The sequence below is a fragment of the Inquilinus sp. genome, assembly GCF_057815775.1.
The window spans coordinates 1-20,760 of sequence record NZ_JBYRFX010000276.1 but is presented as its reverse complement, the minus strand read 5'-3'; the positions used below and the strand labels follow the sequence as shown (position 1 = coordinate 20,760).

Sequence of the window (20,760 nt, the reverse complement as noted above, 5' to 3'; positions counted from 1 at the left end):
CGGCCGCGGCGCTGATCGCGGCGGCGCGCTCGCGCAGTTCCTCCGCCAGGTCGTCGATCATGGCGCGGCGGGCCGCCCCGTCGAATCCCTGGAGGTTGCGCTCTAGCGCCGCGGGGTCGAACAGGTATCGCGGATCGCTGCTGGTCGTCATGGCCGTGCTCCTCCGCCTCCCCTTCATATCGCTTCGCCAGGCCGGGAGTTCCAGGCGGCACGTGCCGCGATGCTGGTCGTATTGACTTCCGGAACGGACAGTCCATATATCCGGCCATGGTTCAAACGCTCGGACGCCCCCGCGAATTCGACCCCGACGCCGCTCTCGAAGCGGCGATGGGGGTGTTCTGGCGCCAGGGCTACGAGGCGACGTCGCTGGATGACCTGACGCAGGCGATGGGCCTCAGCCGCAGCAGCTTCTACGGCTGCTTCGGCTCGAAGCACGAGACATTGGTTGCGGCGATCCGCCGCTACGGCGATCTGCGGCTGGCCGACCTGGAACAACTGGTCGAGGCCGAGCCGGATCCCGGCCGGGCGCTGCGCACCGCTGTGGCCGCGCTCGCCGGTGTCGGCGGCAGTCGCGAGGGCTGCTTCCTGATCAACTGCACGGTCGAGCTGGCGCCGCACGACCCGGAGGTCGGAAACCTGGGACGTGGGCATCTCGAACGGCTCGAAGCCGTGCTGGCCAGGCTGCTCGCCCGCCATGTCGGGGCCGCGGACACTGCCGCGGTCACCGCGCAGGCCCGGGCGCTGCTGTCGCTTGCCACCGGGGCCTCCGTCATGCGGAAGGCGGGCGCCACGCCGGCCGCGATCAACGAACTTCTGGCTGCCGCCGAACCGCTGATGCGGTAATGCGGTCCGAGGACCCGACTGTTTTTTGTTTCCCTTGCCCAATTATGGACCAACTGGTTCAGAATTAGGCGTCTATCTGGAGAGATCGATGTCTGTACCGAAGTTGTTCACGCCGACCCGGATCGGCGATTTGGATGTCCCGAATCGCTTGGTGATGGCGCCGCTGACGCGCAACCGGGCCAAGCCGGAAGGCGACGTGCCGCAGGCGTTGAACGCCGAATACTATGCCCAGCGCGCCAGCGCCGGGCTGCTCATCACCGAAGGCACGCAGATCTCACCGGAGGGCAAGGGTTATGCCTGGACGCCGGGCATCCACAGCCCGGAACAGGTCGCCGGCTGGCGCCTGGTGACCGACGCCGTGCACAAGGCGGGCGGCCGGATCGCGGCCCAGCTGTGGCATGTCGGCCGGATCTCGCACACTTCGCTGCTGCCGGGCGGGGCGGCGCCGGTCGGCCCGTCGGCGATCACGGCCAAGGCCCATGTCTATGACGGCCAGGGCTTCGTCGAGACTTCGGCGCCGCGGGCGCTGGAGACGGCGGAGCTGCCGCGGCTCGTGCAGGACTTCGCCCACGCCGCGAAGCAGGCCCGTGATGCCGGCTTCGATGCGGTCGAGCTCCACGCCGCCAACGGCTATCTGCTCGACCAGTTCCTGCGTGACAGCACCAACCAGCGCACCGACGCCTATGGCGGCTCGATCGCCAACCGGGCGCGGCTGCTGTTCGAGGTTACGGAAGCGGTGGCGGCGGTGTGGGGTCCCGGCCGGGTCGGCGTCCGCCTGTCGCCGTTCTCCAACTTCTGCGACATCGCCGACAGCGACCCGATGGCGACCTTCAGCCATGCCATCGAAGGCCTCAGCAGCCGCGGCGTCGGCTATCTGCACATGGTCGAGGGCCAGACGGGCGGCGCTCGCGACCTGCCGCCGGGCGCCGACCTCCAGGCGCTGCGCCGGCTGTTCAAGGGGACCTATATTGCCAACAACGGCTATGGCCGGGACCTGGCGATCGAGGCGGTGGAGGCCGGGCGTGCCGATGCGATCGCCTTCGGCCAGCTGTTCATCGCCAACCCCGACCTGGTCGAACGGTTGCGCCGCGACGCGCCGCTGAACCCGCCGGACCAGGGCACCTTCTACGGCGGCGGCGCCAAGGGCTACACCGACTATCCGGTCCTGGAGACCGCAGCCGCCTGATCGGTCATTCCGCCTTGGGCGCCAGCACGGACGCGGCATCGTGTGCCGTGCTGACGCCGAGGTTGAAGCCGGCGTAGAAGCCGATGCCAAGGCCGAAGATCAGGGCCCAGACGGCGAACCAGCGCATGCCGCGCAGCCGCTGCTGCAACGTCTCGGTCTCGGTGGTCATCGGTGTCCTCATACCGGGTCGGCCAGCATGGCCAGATCCTTGTCATCGGCGGTCTGCAGCGACCACAGCCGGGCGTACAGGCCGCCGCTGGCGATCAGTTCGGCGTGGCTGCCGATTTCGGCCACGCCGCCATGATCCAGCACATAGATCAGGTCGGCGTTGCGCACGGTCGACAGGCGGTGGGCGATCATCAGCGTCGTCCGCCCCGCCATCAGCTGGGTCAGCGCCGACTGCACCTGGCGCTCGCTTTCGGTGTCGAGCGCCGAGGTCGCCTCGTCCAGCAGCAGGATCGGCGCGTTCTTCAGCATGGCGCGGGCGATCGACAGGCGCTGCCTCTGCCCGCCGGACAGCTTCACCCCCTGCTCGCCGACCAGGGTGTCGTAGCCCTTGGGCAGGCGCAGGATGAACTCATGCGCCGCCGCCCCCCGGGCCGCGGCCTCGATCTCCTCCTGCGTCGCGGAGGGGCGGGAATAGGCGATGTTGGCGCGCACCGTGTCGTCGAACAGGGTCACTTCCTGGCTGACCAGGGCCATGTGGTCGCGCAGCGAATGCAGGGTCAGCGTGCGGACGTCGTGGCCATCGATCGCCACCGTGCCCTGGGTCGCGTCGTAGAAGCGCGGAATCAGGTTCAGGATGGTCGACTTGCCGGCGCCGGACGGGCCGACCAGCGCCGCGGTCTTGCCGGCCGGAACCTCCAGCGTCACGCCGCGCAGTGCCGGGATCTTCGGGCCGTAGGAGAACTGGACGTTGGTCAGGGTGATGCGGCCGCGGCACTGCTCCAGCGTCACCGCATCCGGTGCGTCGCGAATCGACGGCACGGCGTCGATCGTCTCGAACACCCGCTCGGCGGCGGCGAAGCCCGAGGACAGCGTGTTGAGCAGCCCGGCCAGCCGCTTCAGCGGCTCATAAGCCATCAGCAGCGCGGTGATGAAGGCGAAGAAGGAGCCGGTGGTGCGTGCGCCGGAAACCACCTCGTTGCCGCCGTACAGGATGACGATGACTATGGCCAGGCCCGACAGGGTCTCCAGGATCGGGTTGGTCGCCGAGCTGATCCGCATCGCCTTCTGCCGCAGGCGGGACACCTCGTTGATGATCTTGGCGGCGCGGTTGGTCTCGCGATCCTCGGCGTTGTAGGCCTTGACGTGGCGGATGCCCTGGAAGACCTGGCCGAGATGGTTGTTGAGCGAGCCGTACTGGGTGAAGGTCTTGCCGGTGATCTTGCGGATGCGCTTGCCGATCTGCAGCACCGGCAGCACGGTCAGCGGGAAGATGATGAAGGTGGCCGCCGCGAGGTCGAGGTCGATGTAGAACATCACCCCGACCAGGAAGATCAGCGTGAGTAGGTCCCGGCCGATGCCGGTGATGCCGGTGGCCACGGCGCCGTACAGCGACTGCACGTCGTTGGTGAAGTGGCTCACCATCCGGCCGGACGTGGTGTCGTGGAAGCTGGCCAGATCGCCCCGCACCCGGTTGCGGAACATCCGCACCTGCAGCTCGGCGATGATCAGCCGGCCGACATTGTTCAGGATCACGCCCTGGGCGTAGCCGGTGATGCCCTTGACCACGAAGATCGCCATCACCGCGATCGCCAGCGGCCAGAGCCATGTCGGGTCGCGGTCGGTGAAGATCTTCTCGAGCACCGGCTTCATGATATAGGCCGACGCCGCCGTGGTCGCCGCGGTCAGCGCCATGCACACCAGCGCCATCACCACCTTCGGCCAATGCGGCCGGATGTAGTTGCGCAACAGCCGCTGCGAGATCTCGCGGTCTGACATGTGCCGCGGCTGCGGCTTCTTGTCCTTGTGCTTGGCCAAGGTGATCCGGGGTGTGAGGTCGAGCGCGCCGTTAAACCACGCCATCGGTTCCCGTTCAACCTTGCGGCCGGAACCCATCGCCGGTTACATCGCTGACAGTGGGCCGCGGCGCGACCCGATAAAGTCCCTGGGGAGATCGACATGACGCAGGCCGATGCCTCGACCCGCCCGACGGCCTGGGCCAGATCGTACCCGCCGGCCATCGACTGGAACCAGCCGATCGAGCCGAAGCCGCTCTACGCCATCCTCGACGACGCCGTGGCGAAGTTCGGCGGCCGGCCCTGCGCCACCTTCATGGACAAGACCTTCAGCTACGCCCAGATCGGCGACTTGGTGGCGCGCGCCGCCAAGGGCTTCCAGGCCGCCGGCGTCGCCAAGGGCAGCCGGGTCGGCCTGTTCCTGCCGAACACGCCGTATTTCGTGATCTGTTACTTCGCCCTGCTGAAATGCGGCGCGGTCGTCGTCAACTTCAACCCGCTCTATGCCGAGCGCGAGCTGATCACCAACATCGACGACAGCGGCGTCGAGCTGATGGTGACGCTCGACCTGGCCCAGCTCCACAACAAGCTGGCGCCGCTCTTGGGCCGCACCGCGCTGAAGCGCATCCTGATCTGCCCGATGTCGGGCATCCTGCCGTTTCCGAAGAACCTGCTGTTCCCGATCGCCAAGCGGCGCGAGGTGGCGAAGGTGCCGCGCGACGGGCGGTATCTGCGCTGGGCCGAGCTGGTCCGCAATGACGGCCGCTTCGCCCCGGTGGCGATCGCGCCGACGGAAGATTTGGCGGTGCTGCAATACACCGGCGGCACCACCGGCACGCCTAAGGGCGCGATGCTGACCCATGCCAACCTGTACGCCAACACCGTCCAGGCCGGCTGCTGGTTCGAAGGCATGATCCCCGGCCAGGACCGGATGCTGGGCGTGTTGCCCTTCTTCCACGTCTTCGCCATGACCGTGGTGATGAACCTGTCGATCTGGGCGGGGGCGGAGATCATCATGCTGCCGCGCTTCGAGCTTGAGACCGTCATGAAGACAATTCACGAGAAGAAGCCGACCCTGTTCCCGGCGGTGCCGACCATCTACACCGCGATCGCGAACTATCCCGACCGGGCCAAATACGACCTGTCCTCGCTGAAACGATGCATCTCGGGCGGGGCACCGCTGCCGATCGAGGTCAAGCACGCCTTCGAGGCAGCGACCGGCTGCAAGCTGGTCGAAGGCTACGGCCTGTCGGAAAGCTCGCCCATCGCCACCTGCAACCCGCTCTACGGCGTCAACAAGACCGGCTCGATCGGCATTCCGCTGCCGCAGACCGTGATCGAGATCGTGTCGCTGGACGACCGCACCACCGTGATGCCGACCGGCGAGCGCGGCGAGGTCTGCATCCGCGGGCCGCAGGTGATGAAGGGCTACTGGAAGCGGCCGGAAGAGACGGCGGATGTGCTGCGCGACGGCCGGCTGCACACCGGCGATGTCGGCACCATGGACGAGGACGGCTATACCTTCATCGTCGACCGGATCAAGGACATGATCTTGTGCTCCGGCTTCAACGTCTATCCGCGCAATGTCGAGGAGGCGATCTACCTGCACCCGGCGGTCGAGGAATGCGTCGTCGCCGGCCTGCCCGACGCGTATCGCGGCCAGACGGTGAAGGCCTATGTCAAGCTGCGGGCCGGGCAGTCCCTGACCGCCGAGCAGCTGGTCGCCTTCCTGCACGACAAGCTGTCGCCGATCGAGATGCCGAAGCTGGTCGAATTCCGCGACACGCCGCTGCCGAAGACGCTGATCGGCAAGCTGTCGCGCAAGGCGCTGCTGGAGGCAGAGGCGGCGAAGGTGGCTGCGGCGGCGGAGATCCGGACCGGCACCTGATCGCGAGCGCTCCGGATTGACCTGGTGTCTTGGCTGCGCTACTTTACGTTTACGTAAACGGCAGCTTGCAACGCAGTCGGAGGTGATCGGCCATGGAGGCGGAAACCAGGGAGAAGCACGTCGAGGAGCGGAGCTACTCGATCGGCGACCTCGCCGCGGCGTTCGACATCACCGCGCGCAGCATCCGATTCTACGAAGACGAAGGCCTGCTGTCGCCCGAACGGGCCGGGCTGACGCGCATCTACAGCCATCGCGACCGGGCGCGTCTCGCCCTGATCTGCCGCGGCAAGCGGCTCGGCTTTTCCTTGGCCGACATCAAGGAATTCCTCGACCTCTACGACCGCGACCACAGCAAGGTCGGGCAGATGAGCTTCTTCCTGGCCCGCGCCCGGGCCCGGCGGGCCTCGCTCGAGACCCAACTGGTCGATGTCCAGCAGACCATCGAGGATCTGCGCGGCATCGAGGCCGAGATCACCGATTTCCTGAAGCGGGAAGGGGCGCTGCCGGAAGGCTGAGCCGCCCGTCCCAACAGCGGGCCCGTATCGAGTGATACATCCCCGCGACAAGAAAAGCTGAGGAGCCTGAGAGCATCATGGACAAGAGCGTCGTCATCGCCGGCTTCAAGCGGTCGCCGTTTCATCTCGCCAACAAGGGCGATCTGCGCCGGGTGCGGCCGGACGATCTGGTCGCCGACGTGATCAAGTCGCTGGTCGCCGAGACCAACGTCGACCCCGAGGCGATCGAGGACCTGATCCTCGGCTGCGCCTTCCCGGAGGGCGAGCAGGGCTTCAACATGGCCCGCATGGTCGTGTTCCTGGCCGGCCTGCCGCAATCGGTCGGCGGCGTCACCGTGAATCGCTACTGCGGGTCGTCGATGCAGGCGATCCACCAGGCAGCCGGCGCCATCCAGATGGGCGCGGGCGAGGCCTTCCTGTGCGCCGGCGTCGAGAGCATGACCCGGGTGCCGATGATGGGCTTCAACCCGGCGCCGAACCCGAAGCTGGCCGCCGAGATGCCGCAGGCCTATTTCAACATGGGCGTCACTGCCGAGAACCTGGCGGTGAAGTACCAGATCACCCGTGAAAGCCAGCAGGACTTCGCCATCCGGTCGCAGCAGCGCGCGGCCAAGGCCTGGGCGGACGGCAAGTTCGCCAAGGAGGTCGTGCCGATCGCGACACGGGACGGCACGGTTGAGCGCGACGGCACCATCCGCCCCGACACCAGCCAGGAAGGCCTGTCCGGGCTGAAGCCGGCCTTCGACCAGAACGGCACGGTGACCGCCGGCACCTCCAGCCCGCTGACCGACGGCGCCTCGGCGACGCTGGTGACCAGCGAGGCCTTCGCCAAGGCCGCCGGCCTGCCGATCCTGGCCCGCATCAAGTCGATCGCGGTGGCGGGCTGCGCACCGGAGATCATGGGCATCGGCCCGGTCGATGCCACCCGCAAGGCGCTGAAGCGCGCCGGGCTGACGATCAAGGACATCGACGTGGTCGAGCTGAACGAGGCCTTCGCCGCCCAGGCGCTGGCGGTCGGGCAGGATCTGGAGCTCGACTGGGCCAAGACCAACATCGACGGCGGTGCCATCGCGCTGGGCCACCCGCTCGGCGCCTCCGGCGCCCGGATCACCGGCAAGGCGGCCACGCTGCTGCAGCGCGAAGGTGGCCGGCTGGCCCTGGCCACCATGTGCATCGGCGGCGGCCAGGGCATCGCCACCATCCTCGAAGCCGCCTGATCCAATCGATACGACGTCAGCGCCGCCCTGACTCGGAGCCGCCTTGCGGGTCCGGACAGGCCGCGGCACCAGGGAGCTGAACCATGGATATCAAACAAGTCGCGGTGATCGGCGCCGGGGTGATGGGCAGCGGCATCGCCGCACACTTCGCCAATGCCGGCGTGCCGGTGCTGCTGCTCGACATCGTGCCCAAGGACGCCACCAACCGGAACGTGATCGCCGAGGGCGCGCTGGCGCGTATGGCCAAGACCGACCCGGCGCCCTTCATGTCGAAGGCGGCGGCGCGGCTGGTCGCCACCGGCAACACCGAGGACGACCTGAGCAAGCTGGCCGGCTGCGACTGGATCGTCGAGGCCGTGCTGGAAGACCCGAAGGTCAAGCAGGACCTCTACGCCCGCATCGAGAAGGTGTTGAAGCCGGGGGCGGTGATCTCCTCCAACACCTCGACCATCCCGCTGGCGATCCTGACCGAAGGCCGGTCGGAGGCGTTCCGGCGCGGCTTCATGGTCACCCATTTCTTCAACCCGCCGCGCTACATGCGTCTGCTGGAGCTGGTCGTCGGGCCCGAGACCGACCCGGCACTGGTTGCCGGCATCCGCCGCTTCGCCGATATCGGCCTCGGCAAGGGCGTGGTCGACTGCAAGGACACGCCCGGCTTCATCGCCAACCGCATCGGCACCTACTGGATCCAGTCCGCGGTCAACGCCGCCGTCGATCTCGGCCTGACGGTCGAGGAGGCGGATGCGGTCGCCGGCCGGCCGATGGGCGTGCCGAAGACCGGCGTGTTCGGGCTGATCGACCTGGTCGGCCTCGACCTGATGCCGCACATCGCCAAGAGCCTGCTGGCCACCCTGCCGAAGGACGACCCGTACCGCGACATCTACCGGGTCGAGCCGGTGATCGAGCAGCTGATCGCCGACGGCTACACCGGCCGCAAGGGCAAGGGCGGCTTCTATCGCCTCAGCAGGGCCGCCGACGGCAGCCGGGTGAAGGAAAGCGTCGACCTCAAGACCGGCGCCTGGGCGAAATCGGACAAGCCGAAGCTGGAGGCGGTCGACGCCGCCCGTGGCGGCGGGCTGAAAGCCCTGGTCGGCTTCGACGACAAGACCGGCCGCTTCGCCGCGACCGTGCTGGGCCAGACCCTGTCCTACGCCGCCGGGCTGGTGCCGCAGATTGCCGACACGGTGGTCGCGGTCGATGAGGCGATGCGCCTGGGCTACAACTGGGGCTTCGGCCCGTTCGAGCTGATCGACCAGGTCGGCGCCGATTGGCTGATCGGCTGGCTGGAGGCCCAGGGCAAGCCGGTGCCGGCGCTGCTGAAATCCGCGCAGGGCCGCAGCTTCTACCGGGTCCAGGACGGCCGCCTGCAATACCTGACCACCGGCGGCGATTATGCCGATGTCGTGCGGCCCGAGGGCGTGCTGCTGCTGGCCGACATCAAGCGCATGGCCAAACCGATCGCCCGGAACGGCTCGGCGGCGTTGTGGGACATCGGCGACGGCGTCACCTGCTACGAGTTCATCTCGAAGATGAACAGCCTCGACGACCAGACCATGGCCCTGCTGGGCGAGGCGATCCGCATCACGGCGTCCAAGTACAAGGCGATGGTGGTCTACAACGAAGGCACCAACTTCTCGGTCGGCGCCAATCTCGGCCTCGCCCTGTTCGGCATCAACATCGCGCTGTGGCCGCAGATCGAGGCTCTGATCAAGGGCGGCCAGGACGCCTACAAGGCGCTGAAATTCGCGCCGTTCCCGACCGTGGCGGCGCCCGCCGGCATGGCGCTGGGCGGCGGCTGTGAGATCCTGCTGCATTCCGCGGCGATCCAGGCCCATGCCGAGACCTATTGCGGCCTGGTCGAGGTCGGGGTCGGGCTGATCCCGGGCTGGGGCGGCTGCAAGGAGATGCTGCTGCGCGCCAATGCCCAGCCGAAGCGCCCCGGCGGCCCGATGCCGCCGCTCGGCCAGGTGTTCCAGACCATCGGCACGGCCCAGGTGGCGAAATCGGCCTTCGAGGCGAAGGAGCTGCTGTATCTCCGCCCCGCCGACGGCATCACCATGAACCGCGACCGGCTGCTGGCCGACGCCAAGGCCAAGGCGTTGGCCCTGGCCGAAGGCTACCAGCCGCCCAAGCCGGCGGTGGAGATCCGCCTGCCGGGCCCGACCGCCCGGACGGCGTTCGACCTCGCGGTCGCCGACCTGGCCCGATCAGGCAAGGCGACGCCGCATGACGTCGTCGTCTCGGACAAGCTGGCCTATGTCCTGTCCGGCGGCGACACCGACATCACCGAGACGCTGACCGAGGACGACGTGCTGGCGCTGGAGCACGAGATGTTCGCCCAGCTGGTGCGGACCCCCGGCACCATCGCCCGGGTCGAGCACATGTTGACCACCGGCAAGCCGTTGCGGAACTGAGAGGATCCGAGAGATGCCCAGCTACAAGGCCCCGCTCGACGACATCCGCTTCGTGCTGCACGAGCTGCTCGATGTCGGCCAGCTCGCCAAACTGCCCGGCTATGAGGAGGCGACGCCGGACACGGTCGACGCCATCCTGGAAGAGGCGGCGCGCCTGGCCGAGAACGAGCTGACGCCCTTGAACCAGCCCGGCGACGAGGAGGGCTGCCGCTTCGAGAACGGCGTCGTTTACACGCCGAAGGGCTTCAAGGAAGCCTATCGCACCTTCACCGCGGGCGGCTGGACCGGCCTGTCTGCCGACCCGGCCTATGGCGGCCAGGGCATGCCCAAGGCGGTGAACTTCGTGATGGAGGAGGTGCTGTCCTCCGCCAACATGTCGTTCGGCATGTATCCCGGCCTGTCGCAGGGCGCCTACAACGCGATCGAGGCCTATGGCGACGACGCGCAGAAGGCGACCTACCTGCCCAAGCTGGCCGACGGCATCTGGTCCGGCACCATGTGCCTGACCGAGCCGCATTGCGGCACCGATCTCGGCCTGATCCGCACCAAGGCGGAACCCGCGGCCGACGGCGCCTGGAGCATCACCGGCACCAAGATCTTCATCTCGGCCGGTGAGCACGACCTGACCGAGAACATCATCCACCTGGTGCTGGCCCGGCTGCCCGATGCCCCGCCCGGCATCAAGGGCATCAGCCTGTTCGTGGTGCCGAAGTTCCTGCCGAAGGAAGAGGGCGGGTCGGTTGCCGCCGGGGCGCGCAACGGCATCGCCTGCGGCTCGATCGAACACAAGATGGGGATCAAGGCCTCGTCGACCTGCGTGATGAACCTCGACGGCGCCACCGGCTGGCTGGTCGGCGAGAAGCACAAGGGCATGCGGGCGATGTTCGTGATGATGAACACCGCCCGGCTCGGCGTCGCGCTGCAGGGGCTGGGCATCGCCGAGGTTGCCTATCAGAACGCCGTGATCTACGCCAAGGACCGGCTGCAGGGCCGCGCACTGGCCGGCACCCAGGCGCCGGACAAGCCGGCCGACCCGATCATCGTCCATCCCGACGTGCGCAAGAACCTGCTGACCGGCAAGGCCTTCGCCGAGGGAGCGCGGGCGCTGGGCTATCTCGTCGGCATCAACATCGACCTCTACACCAAACACCCCGACCCGGCGGTGCGGCAGCAGTCGAACGACTTCGTGTCGCTGATGACGCCGATCCTGAAGGCGTATTTCACCGATATGGGGCTGGAGGTCGCGGTCCGGTCGCAGCAGGTGCTGGGCGGCCATGGCTATATCCGCGAATGGGGGATGGAGCAGTTCGTCCGCGACGCCCGCATCGCCCAGATCTACGAGGGCGCCAACGGCATCCAGGCCCTGGATCTGGTCGGCCGCAAGATGCCGCAGGACATGGGCCGGCTGCTGCGCAGCTTCTTCCACCCGGTCGACGCCTTCATCCGGGAGGAGGCCGAGAACCCGGCGATGCTGGAATTCGTCGGCCCCTTGGCCAAGGCCTTCGGCAAGCTGCAGCAGGCCACGGCCTGGATCGCGCAGAAGGGCCTGAAGGACCCGGAGGAGGCGGGCGCCGCGTCGTCCGACTACCTCAAGCTGTTCGCCCTGGTGGCGGTCGGCTGGATGTGGGCGCGAATGGCCAAGCTGGCGCTGGAGAAGGCGCCGAAGGCGAACGGCCGGGCCGGCTTCTACGACGCCAAGCTGAAGACGGCGCGGTTCTTCATCCAGCGCATGCTGCCGGAGACCGGGTCGCTGTTCATCCAGATCATGGCCGGCAAGGCGCCGCTGATGGCTCTGGAGGCGGAGGCGTTCTGAGGAACACATTGATTTGTTTTGTCATCCTCGGGCTTGACCCGAGGATCCAGGGGCCACGCAGAGCCGTTCTGCCGGCTCCTGGATGCCACGGTCGAGCCGTGGCATGACAAAAAGGGCAGGGTGCTTCCACCCATGAATCTTTACCTCCGCCTCATCCGGGTCGTGCTGGCGGCGCTGTTCGGCCGGCGCATCGGCATGCTCGACGACAGCGTGGTCGGGTTCCGGGTCTGGCCGAACGACCTGGATTTCAACCTGCACATGAACAACGGCCGTTACCTCACGGTGATGGACCTCGGCCGCACCGACCTGATGATCCGGGCCGGCCTGGTCGGGACGCTGTGGCGCCGTCGCTGGGCGCCGGTGCTGGGCGGCGCGACCATCCGCTACCGCCGCTCGCTCCCGGCCTTCGGCCGCTACCGCCTGCACACCCGGCTGCTGGGCTGGGACGAGAAGTGGCTGTATCTCGACCAGGTGTTCGAAGATGCCGGCGGCGCCACCGCCGCCCATGCCGTGGTCAAGGCCGTCTTCCGCCGCCGCGGCGGCACGGTGCCGACGGCGGAGATCGCCGCGGCCCTGGGCTGGCAGGGCGCGGCCCCCAAGCTGCCCGACTATGTCCTGGCCCTGCGTGATGGCGAGGACGCGATGCGCGACGGCCTGCGCGAGCCCGCCCGCGCCGCCTGACCGCGCCCTGCCTGTGCCTTGTTCTCGCCCCGACGCCGCGTCAGGCTGATGCCGGATTCGGACGGGAGGGACAATTGAGGACCCTGGCGCATCTCGTCATCGGCGCATCCCTGTTGGCAGGCCTGATCGGCGGATCGGCGGAAGCGGCCGGCGTCGCCGACCCCAAGGCCACGGGCCAGGCCATCACCACCCTCTACATCCCGCTCGGCCTGACCCGTGCCATCGCCGCCAGCTGCGACCGGACCGACCCGTCCGGCGCCGCGGCGCATGCGGCCGCGCTCGATGCTTGGCGCAAGGCCAATGACGCCGACCGTCTGGACCGGCTGCTGGAGCGGGTGATGGCCGGCTTCAGCAGCATCGCCCAGACCCGCTCAAAGCTCGACGACGCGCTGAAGGCCCAGGCCGATGCCATGATCCAGACGGCGCCGCTGCTGTGCTCCGCCCTGCCGGCCGTGTTCGCCGACAAGAGCTTCGCCCTGGCCGACAAGGCAGGGCCGGCGCGGGTCGTGCTCAGCGCCATGGTCGGCACCGGACCGCAGCCGAAGACGTTGTATTCCGCCGGCCAGCTCTCGGCCCTGGCGGCGGAGGCCTGGCGCCAGGCGCCGGCCGGCGACGAGACCGACCAGACCAACTGGGTGTCCAATGTGCTCGGGCGCACGGGCCTGATCGCCGTCTCGGGCCGTGCCGTCGACAGCGACACCCTGCAGCAATGGACCGACGACCAGCAGTCCCTCTGGAACGTCAAATGCGACTTTGCCGATGATGCCGAGGAAACGCTGTTCCGCCGGCAGCAGGGCCGCGACGTCGTCGTCTCCGGCCACATCGACCGGGTCTACGATTTCAAGCTGATCAAGCTGGAAGGCTGCCGGCTGCTGGACGACGCTGATGGCATCGCCAAGGCCAACCTGTCGGATGAGCTGGGCCTGACGCCGAAACCGAAGTCGCTGTTCTCGATCGCGCAGCTGTCTGCGGTGGCGACGGAGCTGTTCCAGCGCGCGCCCGGCCAGAAGGACGACGACAAGGCCGACGCGGTCACCACGGCGATGCAGAAGCTGGGGCCCGTCGCCCTCGGCGGCCGCTCCGACGGTGACGACCGGCTGCGGCAGTGGCTGCCGGAACAGCAATCGGTCTGGTCCGTCCGCTGCGAATTTGGTGACGATTCGGAAAAGGCGCGGTTCCAGCAGGCCAAGGGACAGGACATCGCCATCCTCGGCCAGATCAGCCGGGTCTATGCCTTCAAGGTGTTCATCCTGTCTGGCTGCCGGGTGCTGGCCGACCCGTCGCGCATCGCCCGCTCGACCCTGCCGGAGGCCGGTGAACTGGAATACCGGCCGCCTGACGCGCAGGAAGTCGATGCCGGGGCCGGCAAGGGTGTCCCGGCCGACCAGATCGAGGCGATGCTGTTCCGCGAGCAGTTCCAGGTCGGGATCAATCCGATGGGCGGCGGCACCTACACCGACCGCAACGAGGAGGCCTACCTGCTGCTGAAGGACGGCACCGCCTATCGCTACGATTTCGCCTATCCGCCGACCGACCTGGACGCGGCGCAGGTGCGGCGCCGGGCGCCGCAGGACTGGTCGCGCTGGGAGCATTCGGACGACCGGTACGTGATGACCGCGGCGGCGGGGCCGAAGGCGGATCTGCCCAGCTTCACCGTGCTGAAGCCGTTCCCGGCCGATGCCCGGCTCGACCACGCCTATTACTACCTGAACGTCTCGCAGGGTGGCGTCACCACCCGCATCAACATCGTCTTCCGGCCCGACGGCACCTTCGAACGGCACCAGTCCGGCAGCTTCTTCATGCACAGCGTGGTGGGCACGGGGCCGGATGGCGGCTCGGTCGGCGTCTCCGGCGGCGGGGTCGGCGCCGTGATGAACGAGAACGGCTTTTCCGTCGGCGGGGCGACCAAATCGGCCGATACCACCGGGCACTACCGGTTCGACGGCTACGCCTTGCAGCTGACGGCAGAAGACGGCTCGGTCTTCCCGGCTGCGCGTTGGCGTCGCGATCGGCGACGCCGCGGCGCCAGATACGATCAATATCGGCGGGACCAGCTATTGGGATGCCGCGAAGGACAAGTAAGCGCGTGTCCCGTCAGGACACATGGTCCTTCTTCCACTTCAGCACCTTCTTCAGAATCATGTTCCGGCGCAGCGCCGACAAATGGTCGACGAACAGCACGCCGTCGAGATGGTCGATCTCATGCTGCACGCAGGTCGCCAGGATGCCGGTCGCGTGCCGCTCCTGCTTCGCCCCGGTCTCGTCGAGATAGCGGAACTTCACCTCGGCCGGGCGCACCACCTCGGCCCATTGCTCGGGCAGGGACAGGCAGCCTTCCTCGGCGGTCTGCAGGTCTTCCGACGTCCAGGTGATCTCCGGGTTGATCAGCCGCAGCGGCGCCGGCGGCTCGTTCTTGCCGGCGACGTCGATCACGACGATGCGCTCCAGGATCCCGATCTGCGGCGCCGCCAGCCCGATGCCGGGGGCATCGTACATGGTTTCCAGCATGTCGTCGGTCAGCTTGCGGATGCGGTCATCCACCTGCGCGACCGGCTTTGCCTTGGTCTTCAGTCGGGAATCGGGGGCGATCAGGATCGGGAGTCTGGACATGGTGCCGACGAGATAGGCATGTGCCGGACGGGGGTCAAGCTTCGCCATCGGTGCCGGGCCTGTGCTAGGGTGCCCGCCGCGCCGCCGGGGCGCAGCCAGCTGACGAGGAACGACTGCCGTGACCGTGATTGCCAAGCCCGAAACATCGCTGCTCGCCGACATGGCGCCTGAGGAGCAGGAACGGCTGCGGTCGATCGCCGAGGAAGTCCGCAGCGGCGCCAATTGGGTGGTGCGCAAGCGCCGGCTGCTCGACACGCTGCTGGCGATCGAGGCCGCGATCGGCGGCTCGCCGGATGAGGCGCTGATCGGCGACGGCAGCGACTTCGCCGCCCTGCGCGCCGAGATCCAGAAGATGGAAGAAGAGGCGCATGCCGCCGCCGTCGCCGCCGGCGAGGCGCCGGACGAGCCGCTGGACGACGCCGAACTGGCCGCCGCCGCGAATGAGATCGCCTTCCTGACCGGGCTGCCGACCTATGTCGGCTCGGTGCTCGAACTGCTCGACGAGAGCGAGATCGCCAGCGTCGAACAGGCCGCCTTCTATCACCTGTCGGCCCATTCCGAGCACCAGCAGGCCGCCGATGCCTGGTTCGACGCGGATATCCGCAATGACAAGGCGTTCCGCAAGTTCCTGCGCGCCAACCGCGACTATTCCGACCTGCTCGACCGGTTCGAGGAGATGCTCGACGTGGTCGAGGAGGGGCCGGAGGACGAGGATCTGGACCTGCCGGATGTGACGCGGCACTGATCGTCCGGAGCATCGGAGTGGCGGGAGGGACGATGAAGCCCGGAAACGCGATCTTTTCCGGCCTCGGCACCACCGTGTTCGAGGTCATGTCCCGTCTGGCGCGGCAGCATGGCGCGGTCAATCTCGGCCAAGGCTTTCCGGACGGCAAGGGCCCCGAGGACGTGCTGCGCATCGCCGCCACGGCGGTCACCGACGGCTGGAACCAGTATCCGCCGATGATGGGCCTGCCGGAGCTGCGGCAGGCCGTGGCGGCGCATGACAAGCGCTTCTACGGGCTCGACGTCGACCCCGATGCCGAGGTGGTGGTCACCTCGGGCGCCACCGAGGCGCTGGCGGCTGCCCTGTTTGCCCTGATCGAGCCGGGCGACGAGGTGGTGCTGTTCGAACCGCTGTACGACGCCTATCTGCCGCTGGTCCGCCGCGCCGGCGGCGTGCCGAAATTCGTGCATCTGACGCCGCCCGACTGGTCCTTCGACCGGGCGGCGCTGGCCCGCGCCTTCTCACCGCGGACCAAGGCGGTGCTGTTCAACAACCCGCTGAACCCGGCGGCCAAGGTGTTCGGCGCGGCCGAGCTCGACCTCCTCGCCGAATTCATCGAGGGCTCGAACGCCTATGCCATCTGCGACGAGGTGTACGAACACCTCGTCTTCGACGGCCGCCGCCACCAGACGCTGATCGCGCGCCCCGGCATGCGCGAGCGCTGCGTGAAGATCGGCTCGGCCGGCAAGACCTTCTCGCTGACCGGCTGGAAGGTCGGCTACATTACCGCCGCGCCGGCCCTGGCGACGCTGCTGGGCAAGGCGCACCAGTTCCTGACCTTCACCACGCCGCCGAACCTGCAGGCCGCCGTGGCCTATGGCCTGGCCAAGGGCGACGACTACTATGACGGCCTGGTCGTGGAGCTGCAGGGCAAGCGCGACCGCTTCGCCGCCGGGCTGCAGCAGCTGGGTCTGGCGGTGCTGCCCTGCGACGGCACCTATTTCGTCAATCTCGACATCGGCTCGACCGGCTTCAACGGCGACGACCAGGCCTTCTGCCGCCATCTGATCGAGGATGTCGGCGTCGCCGCAATTCCGGTCTCGGCCTTCTATGCGGAAAATCCGCTGTCGACCGTGGCCCGGTTCTGCTTCGCCAAGCAGGATGCGGTGCTGGACAATGCGCTGGAGCGCCTGGCCCGGCGCTTCGGCTGAAGGAGGCTGCCCTGCCCGAGTTGCTCCGGAACCACCTGCGGCATCATCTGCGGTTCTACGCCGCGCTCCTGCTGGGGGTGCTGCTGTGGCTGGCGCTTGGCCGCGGGAACGGTGCCCCGCTGTCGGTGGTCGTCGCGGGCGACGGCTTCTTCGGCCTCTATCTGATCTGGACGGCCGTGCTGGTTCGCATCGCGACGCCGGATGTGATGCGGCGCAAGGCGGATATCGAGGATGAGGGCATGCCGCTGATCGCGGCGATCACCGTTATCGCCATCGGCCTCAGCGTCGCCTCGATCTTCAGCCTGCTGAACCAGTCCGACACGTCGACGCTGCATCTGCTGCTGGCGATCGCCAGCGTGCTGCTGGGCTGGGTCACCCTGCACACCATCATCGCCTTTCGCTACGCCCATATCTATTACGGCCGCGCCGAAGGGCCCGGGGCCGATAGGGCGGGCAAGCGCCAGGATGCCGAAGGGCTGGAATTTCCCGGCGACGGCGAGCCGGGGATCTGGGATTTCCTGTACTATTCCTTCGTCGTCGGCATGACGGCCCAGGTCTCCGACGTGCAGGTCACGAATTCCTATATGCGCCGGATAACCCTCTTCCACGGCGTGCTCTCCTTCCTCTTCAACGCCGTGATCCTGGCGCTCGCGGTCAATGTCGCGGCCGGCCAGGCGCATTAAATGCCCTTGGGGTTGACAGATGCCCCGGTACGTCCGACCTTTATCGCAGGTGCAAACAACTGAGAGGAGGTGATCCGATGTCTAGCGCTCCGGTGAACATGATCTCCGCGTCGACCCTTATGGGGCATGCGTCGGATCTGGCAGCGTCGGCAACCTCCGGTATGCCGGCCTGACCTGATCGCTTCGTCGCGGTGATCCTTGAGCGGCGGCATCCAAGACCGTCGCTTCACCGAACGTTGAACTGGAAACCGCCGTCCTTCGGGGCGGCGGTTTTCCGTTGGGTCGAGGCCTTCGGAAACCGGACCGAGCCCCAGCATTGTGCAATGCACCCATGCGGGGGGTCTGCGGCATTGACTTTCGACCTCCGCACCGCCACTTCTACGATCGAATTCAAACACCATCCCGGCATGGTTTCGCCGCTGCCCGCGAGACGCGATCTGCAGCGCAGGACGCTGCCGTTTGCGCGTCCGTAAGGCGCCATGTGGGTCCGGAGGGGATCCGCCCGGGACCGGCTTACCAAGGGAGAATAATACATGCAGAACGACAAGCCTCTCGCCGGCAAGACGATCGCCATCCTCGTTTCCAATGGTTTCGAGGAAATCCAGATGACCGAGCCGCAGCGGGCCCTGCTCGCCGCCGGTGCCACGCTCAAGATCGTCTCGACCGAGCAGGGGCTGGTCAATGGTTGGCATGACAAGGCCTGGGGCCACTACTTCGCCGTGGACGTCCCGCTGTCGAACGCGCTCGGCGCGGATTTCGACGCGGTGCTGATCCCCGGCGGCGAGCGTGGCGTGGCCAAGCTGGCGGCCAACCCGCACACCAAGCGCATCCTCCGCGGCTTCGTGGATGCCGGCAAGCCGATCGCGGCCCTGGGCGTTGCCCCGCAGCTGCTGGCGCTGGCCGAACGGATCCAGGGCCGCACCGTGGTCGCCAATGACAGCATCCGCGAGACGCTGGAAGCGGCCGGTGCCAAGCTGGCCGACGACAGCGTGCTGGTCGACGGCAACCTGATCACGGCCCGCGACGACCTCGACATGGACGCCTTCAAGGGCGCGATCGTCGAGCACTTCACGACGGTTGCCGCTTCGCTGGCCGCCGCCGCCTGATCCTTCGGGACCAGCGCGAGAAATGTGAAAGGGCGCCGTTTCCGGCGCCCTTTTTGCTGTGCGGTCGATGCCGCGGTGGGAGAGTGAGTGGGCGGCCTACGCCGCCTCGTCCTGCCGCCGTGCCGGGGTCGGCGTGTCCCAGAAGTGGCAGGCGGCCTGGTGGCCGGGGTTGCCGACATCGCCCAGCTGCGGCGCTACCTGGGCGCAGAGATCCTGCGCCTTGGGGCAGCGGGTGCGGAAATAGCAGCCGCTGGGCGGATTCAGCGGGCTCGGCAGATCGCCGGTCAGCACGATCCGCTTCTTGGCCCGCTCCGCATCCGGGTCGGGCAGGGGGACCGCCGAAATCAGCGCCTGGGTATAGGGGTGGCGCGGATTGTCGTAGATGTCGTCGCGGTCGGCGACCTCCACCAGCTTGCCGAGATACAGCACCATGATCCGGTGGCTGATGTGGCGCACCACGGACAGGTCGTGGCTGATGAAGATCAGCGACAGGCCGAACTGGCGCTGCAGCCGCATCAGCAGGTTGACGATCTGGCTCTGGATCGACACATCAAGCGCCGACACCGGCTCGTCGCAGATGATCAGCTTCGGGTTCAGGATCATCGCCCGGGCGATGCCGATGCGCTGCGCCTGGCCGCCGGAGAATTCATGCGGGTAGCGGTTGATCATCTCGGGCCGCAGCCCGACCAGCGCCATGATCTCCTCGACCTTGGCGCGGCGCTCCTTCTTGCTCAGCTTGGCCTCGAACACGTCGAGTGGCTCGCCGATGATCTCGCCCACCGTCATGCGCGGATTCAGCGAGGCCAGCGGATCCTGGAAGATGATCTGCAGGTCCTGCCGCTTCTCGCGCATCGTGTTGCTGTCGAGATTGGCGATGTTCTCGCCCATCCACACCACCTGGCCCCCGGTCGGCGGGATCAGCTGCAGCACGGCGCGGCCGAGGGTCGACTTGCCGCAGCCGGATTCGCCGACCACGCCCAGCGTCTCGCCGGCCTTCAGGTCGAAGCTGACGCCGTCGACCGCCTTCAGGTAGTCGCGATGCCCCGACCACATGTGCCGCTTCGGCATGGCGAAATGCACGCGCAGGTCGCGCACGGACAGGATGGGCTTGCCGTCGGATTGGAACGTGTCGGTCATGGCGCGGACCTCAATGACGGGTGCGGGCGGCGCGGTCGGCGTCGATGACGGCGCGGTCGGCCTCGGTCAGGGGCAGGGCGGTCAGGTGGCAGGCCTTGGCCCGCAGGCTCCCGGCATCGCCGCAGGGGCGCAGCGTCGGCTCCTCGGCCACGCAGCGGGCATGGGCGTAGCGGCAGCGGGGCTGGAAGTTGCAGCCCGGCGGCAGGTCCTGCAGGTTCGGCGGCTGGCCGCCGATCGACGGCAGCTCGGCATGCCGGTCGGAGTTGAGGCGCGGCATGCTCTGCAGCAGGCCTTCGGTGTACGGGTGCTGCGGGTCGTAGAAGATGTCCCGCACCGACCCGGCCTCGATCACGTTGCCGGCATACATCACCATCACCCGGTCGGCGAGCCCGGCGATGACGCCGAGATCGTGGGTGATCAGGACGATCGAGGTGTTGAACTCGCGCTTCAGGTCACGCATCAGGTCCAGGATCTGGGCCTGGACGGTGACGTCGAGCGCCGTGGTCGGCTCGTCGGCGATCAGCAGGTCGGGCTGGCACAGCAGCGCCATGGCGATCATCACGCGCTGGCGCATGCCGCCGGAGAACTCGTGCGGGTAGAAGTCGATGCGACGCGCCGCGTCGGGAATCTTCACGGCGTCGTGCGCCTGGATCGCGCGCACCCGCGCGTCGCGCCGCGCGAGGCCGCGGTGCAGCTCCAGCACCTCGGTCATCTGGCGTTCGACGGTGAGGTACGGGTTGAGCGACGTCATCGGATCCTGGAAGATCATCG

17 protein-coding genes are annotated in these 20,760 nt (G+C 67.9%); 12 read left to right on the top strand and 5 right to left on the bottom strand.

Going from position 1 to position 20,760, the window contains the following annotated elements; translation table 11 throughout:
• Positions 1–267: 267 nt before the first annotated feature.
• Together AC3XYG_RS09920 and AC3XYG_RS09915 are read left to right on the top strand one after the other, a co-directional pair.
• The gene (locus AC3XYG_RS09920) at positions 268–843 is read left to right on the top strand and encodes a TetR/AcrR family transcriptional regulator (protein ID WP_489139661.1); all 576 of its coding nucleotides are present in this window, start codon (positions 268–270) and stop codon (positions 841–843) included.
• An 88-nt stretch (positions 844–931) separates the two neighbouring features.
• Positions 932–2,029 (top strand): alkene reductase, encoded by a 1,098-nt coding sequence (locus AC3XYG_RS09915; protein WP_489139660.1) that lies wholly within the window; start codon positions 932–934, stop codon positions 2,027–2,029.
• A 4-nt stretch (positions 2,030–2,033) separates the two neighbouring features.
• On the opposite strand, the gene AC3XYG_RS09910 is transcribed toward AC3XYG_RS09915, so the two are convergent.
• The gene (locus AC3XYG_RS09910) at positions 2,034–2,198 is read right to left on the bottom strand and encodes a hypothetical protein (RefSeq protein ID WP_489139659.1); all 165 of its coding nucleotides are present in this window, start codon (positions 2,196–2,198) and stop codon (positions 2,034–2,036) included.
• A gap of 8 nt (positions 2,199–2,206) precedes the next feature.
• Complete coding sequence (locus AC3XYG_RS09905) at positions 2,207–4,057, bottom strand: ABC transporter ATP-binding protein (protein WP_489139658.1); 1,851 nt, start codon at positions 4,055–4,057, stop codon at positions 2,207–2,209.
• A gap of 96 nt (positions 4,058–4,153) precedes the next feature.
• On the opposite strand from AC3XYG_RS09905, the gene AC3XYG_RS09900 reads away from it, so the two are divergent.
• From AC3XYG_RS09900 to AC3XYG_RS09875, 6 genes are all read left to right on the top strand, one after another.
• Positions 4,154–5,878, top strand: coding sequence for a long-chain-fatty-acid--CoA ligase (locus AC3XYG_RS09900; protein WP_489139657.1), 1,725 nt, complete (start codon positions 4,154–4,156; stop codon positions 5,876–5,878).
• 92 nt (positions 5,879–5,970) lie between these two features.
• A complete protein-coding gene (locus AC3XYG_RS09895) occupies positions 5,971–6,393 on the top strand; it encodes a MerR family transcriptional regulator (RefSeq protein WP_489139656.1) in 423 nt (140 codons plus the stop codon).
• Between the two features lie 77 nt (positions 6,394–6,470).
• Entirely contained in the window at positions 6,471–7,610 is a 1,140-nt protein-coding gene (locus AC3XYG_RS09890) for a thiolase family protein (RefSeq protein WP_489139655.1), read from the top strand.
• A gap of 83 nt (positions 7,611–7,693) precedes the next feature.
• Positions 7,694–10,024, top strand: a complete 2,331-nt coding sequence (locus AC3XYG_RS09885; protein WP_489139654.1) for a 3-hydroxyacyl-CoA dehydrogenase/enoyl-CoA hydratase family protein — start codon at positions 7,694–7,696, stop codon at positions 10,022–10,024.
• 13 nt (positions 10,025–10,037) lie between these two features.
• Positions 10,038–11,837 (top strand): acyl-CoA dehydrogenase C-terminal domain-containing protein, encoded by a 1,800-nt coding sequence (locus tag AC3XYG_RS09880; RefSeq protein WP_489139653.1) that lies wholly within the window; start codon positions 10,038–10,040, stop codon positions 11,835–11,837.
• A 132-nt stretch (positions 11,838–11,969) separates the two neighbouring features.
• A complete protein-coding gene (locus AC3XYG_RS09875) occupies positions 11,970–12,518 on the top strand; it encodes a thioesterase family protein (protein WP_489139652.1) in 549 nt (182 codons plus the stop codon).
• A gap of 2,094 nt (positions 12,519–14,612) precedes the next feature.
• On the opposite strand, the gene def is transcribed toward AC3XYG_RS09875, so the two are convergent.
• Positions 14,613–15,128 (bottom strand): peptide deformylase, encoded by a 516-nt coding sequence (gene def / locus AC3XYG_RS09870; RefSeq protein WP_489139662.1) that lies wholly within the window; start codon positions 15,126–15,128, stop codon positions 14,613–14,615.
• Positions 15,129–15,246: 118 nt separating this feature from the next.
• On the opposite strand from def, the gene AC3XYG_RS09865 reads away from it, so the two are divergent.
• The 4 genes from AC3XYG_RS09865 (at position 15,247) to AC3XYG_RS09850 (ending at position 18,852) form a co-directional block, all read left to right on the top strand.
• Positions 15,247–15,873 carry a hypothetical protein gene (locus AC3XYG_RS09865; RefSeq protein WP_489139651.1) on the top strand — a complete coding sequence of 209 codons (627 nt, stop codon included), beginning with the start codon at positions 15,247–15,249 and terminating at the stop codon, positions 15,871–15,873.
• 32 nt (positions 15,874–15,905) lie between these two features.
• Complete coding sequence (locus AC3XYG_RS09860) at positions 15,906–17,063, top strand: aminotransferase (protein WP_489139650.1); 1,158 nt, start codon at positions 15,906–15,908, stop codon at positions 17,061–17,063.
• A gap of 20 nt (positions 17,064–17,083) precedes the next feature.
• The gene (locus AC3XYG_RS09855; RefSeq protein ID WP_489139649.1) at positions 17,084–17,746 is read left to right on the top strand and encodes a DUF1345 domain-containing protein; all 663 of its coding nucleotides are present in this window, start codon (positions 17,084–17,086) and stop codon (positions 17,744–17,746) included.
• Positions 17,747–18,279: 533 nt separating this feature from the next.
• Positions 18,280–18,852, top strand: coding sequence for a DJ-1/PfpI family protein (locus tag AC3XYG_RS09850; RefSeq protein ID WP_489139648.1), 573 nt, complete (start codon positions 18,280–18,282; stop codon positions 18,850–18,852).
• Between the two features lie 96 nt (positions 18,853–18,948).
• Here the strand turns inward: AC3XYG_RS09850 and AC3XYG_RS09845 are convergent, their stop codons facing one another.
• Together AC3XYG_RS09845 and AC3XYG_RS09840 are read right to left on the bottom strand one after the other, a co-directional pair.
• Positions 18,949–19,989: an ABC transporter ATP-binding protein gene (locus tag AC3XYG_RS09845; protein ID WP_489139647.1), complete on the bottom strand. Its 1,041-nt coding sequence runs from the start codon at positions 19,987–19,989 to the stop codon at positions 18,949–18,951.
• A gap of 10 nt (positions 19,990–19,999) precedes the next feature.
• On the bottom strand, positions 20,000–20,760 hold a 761-nt coding region (locus tag AC3XYG_RS09840; RefSeq protein ID WP_489139646.1), incomplete at its 5' end, for an ABC transporter ATP-binding protein.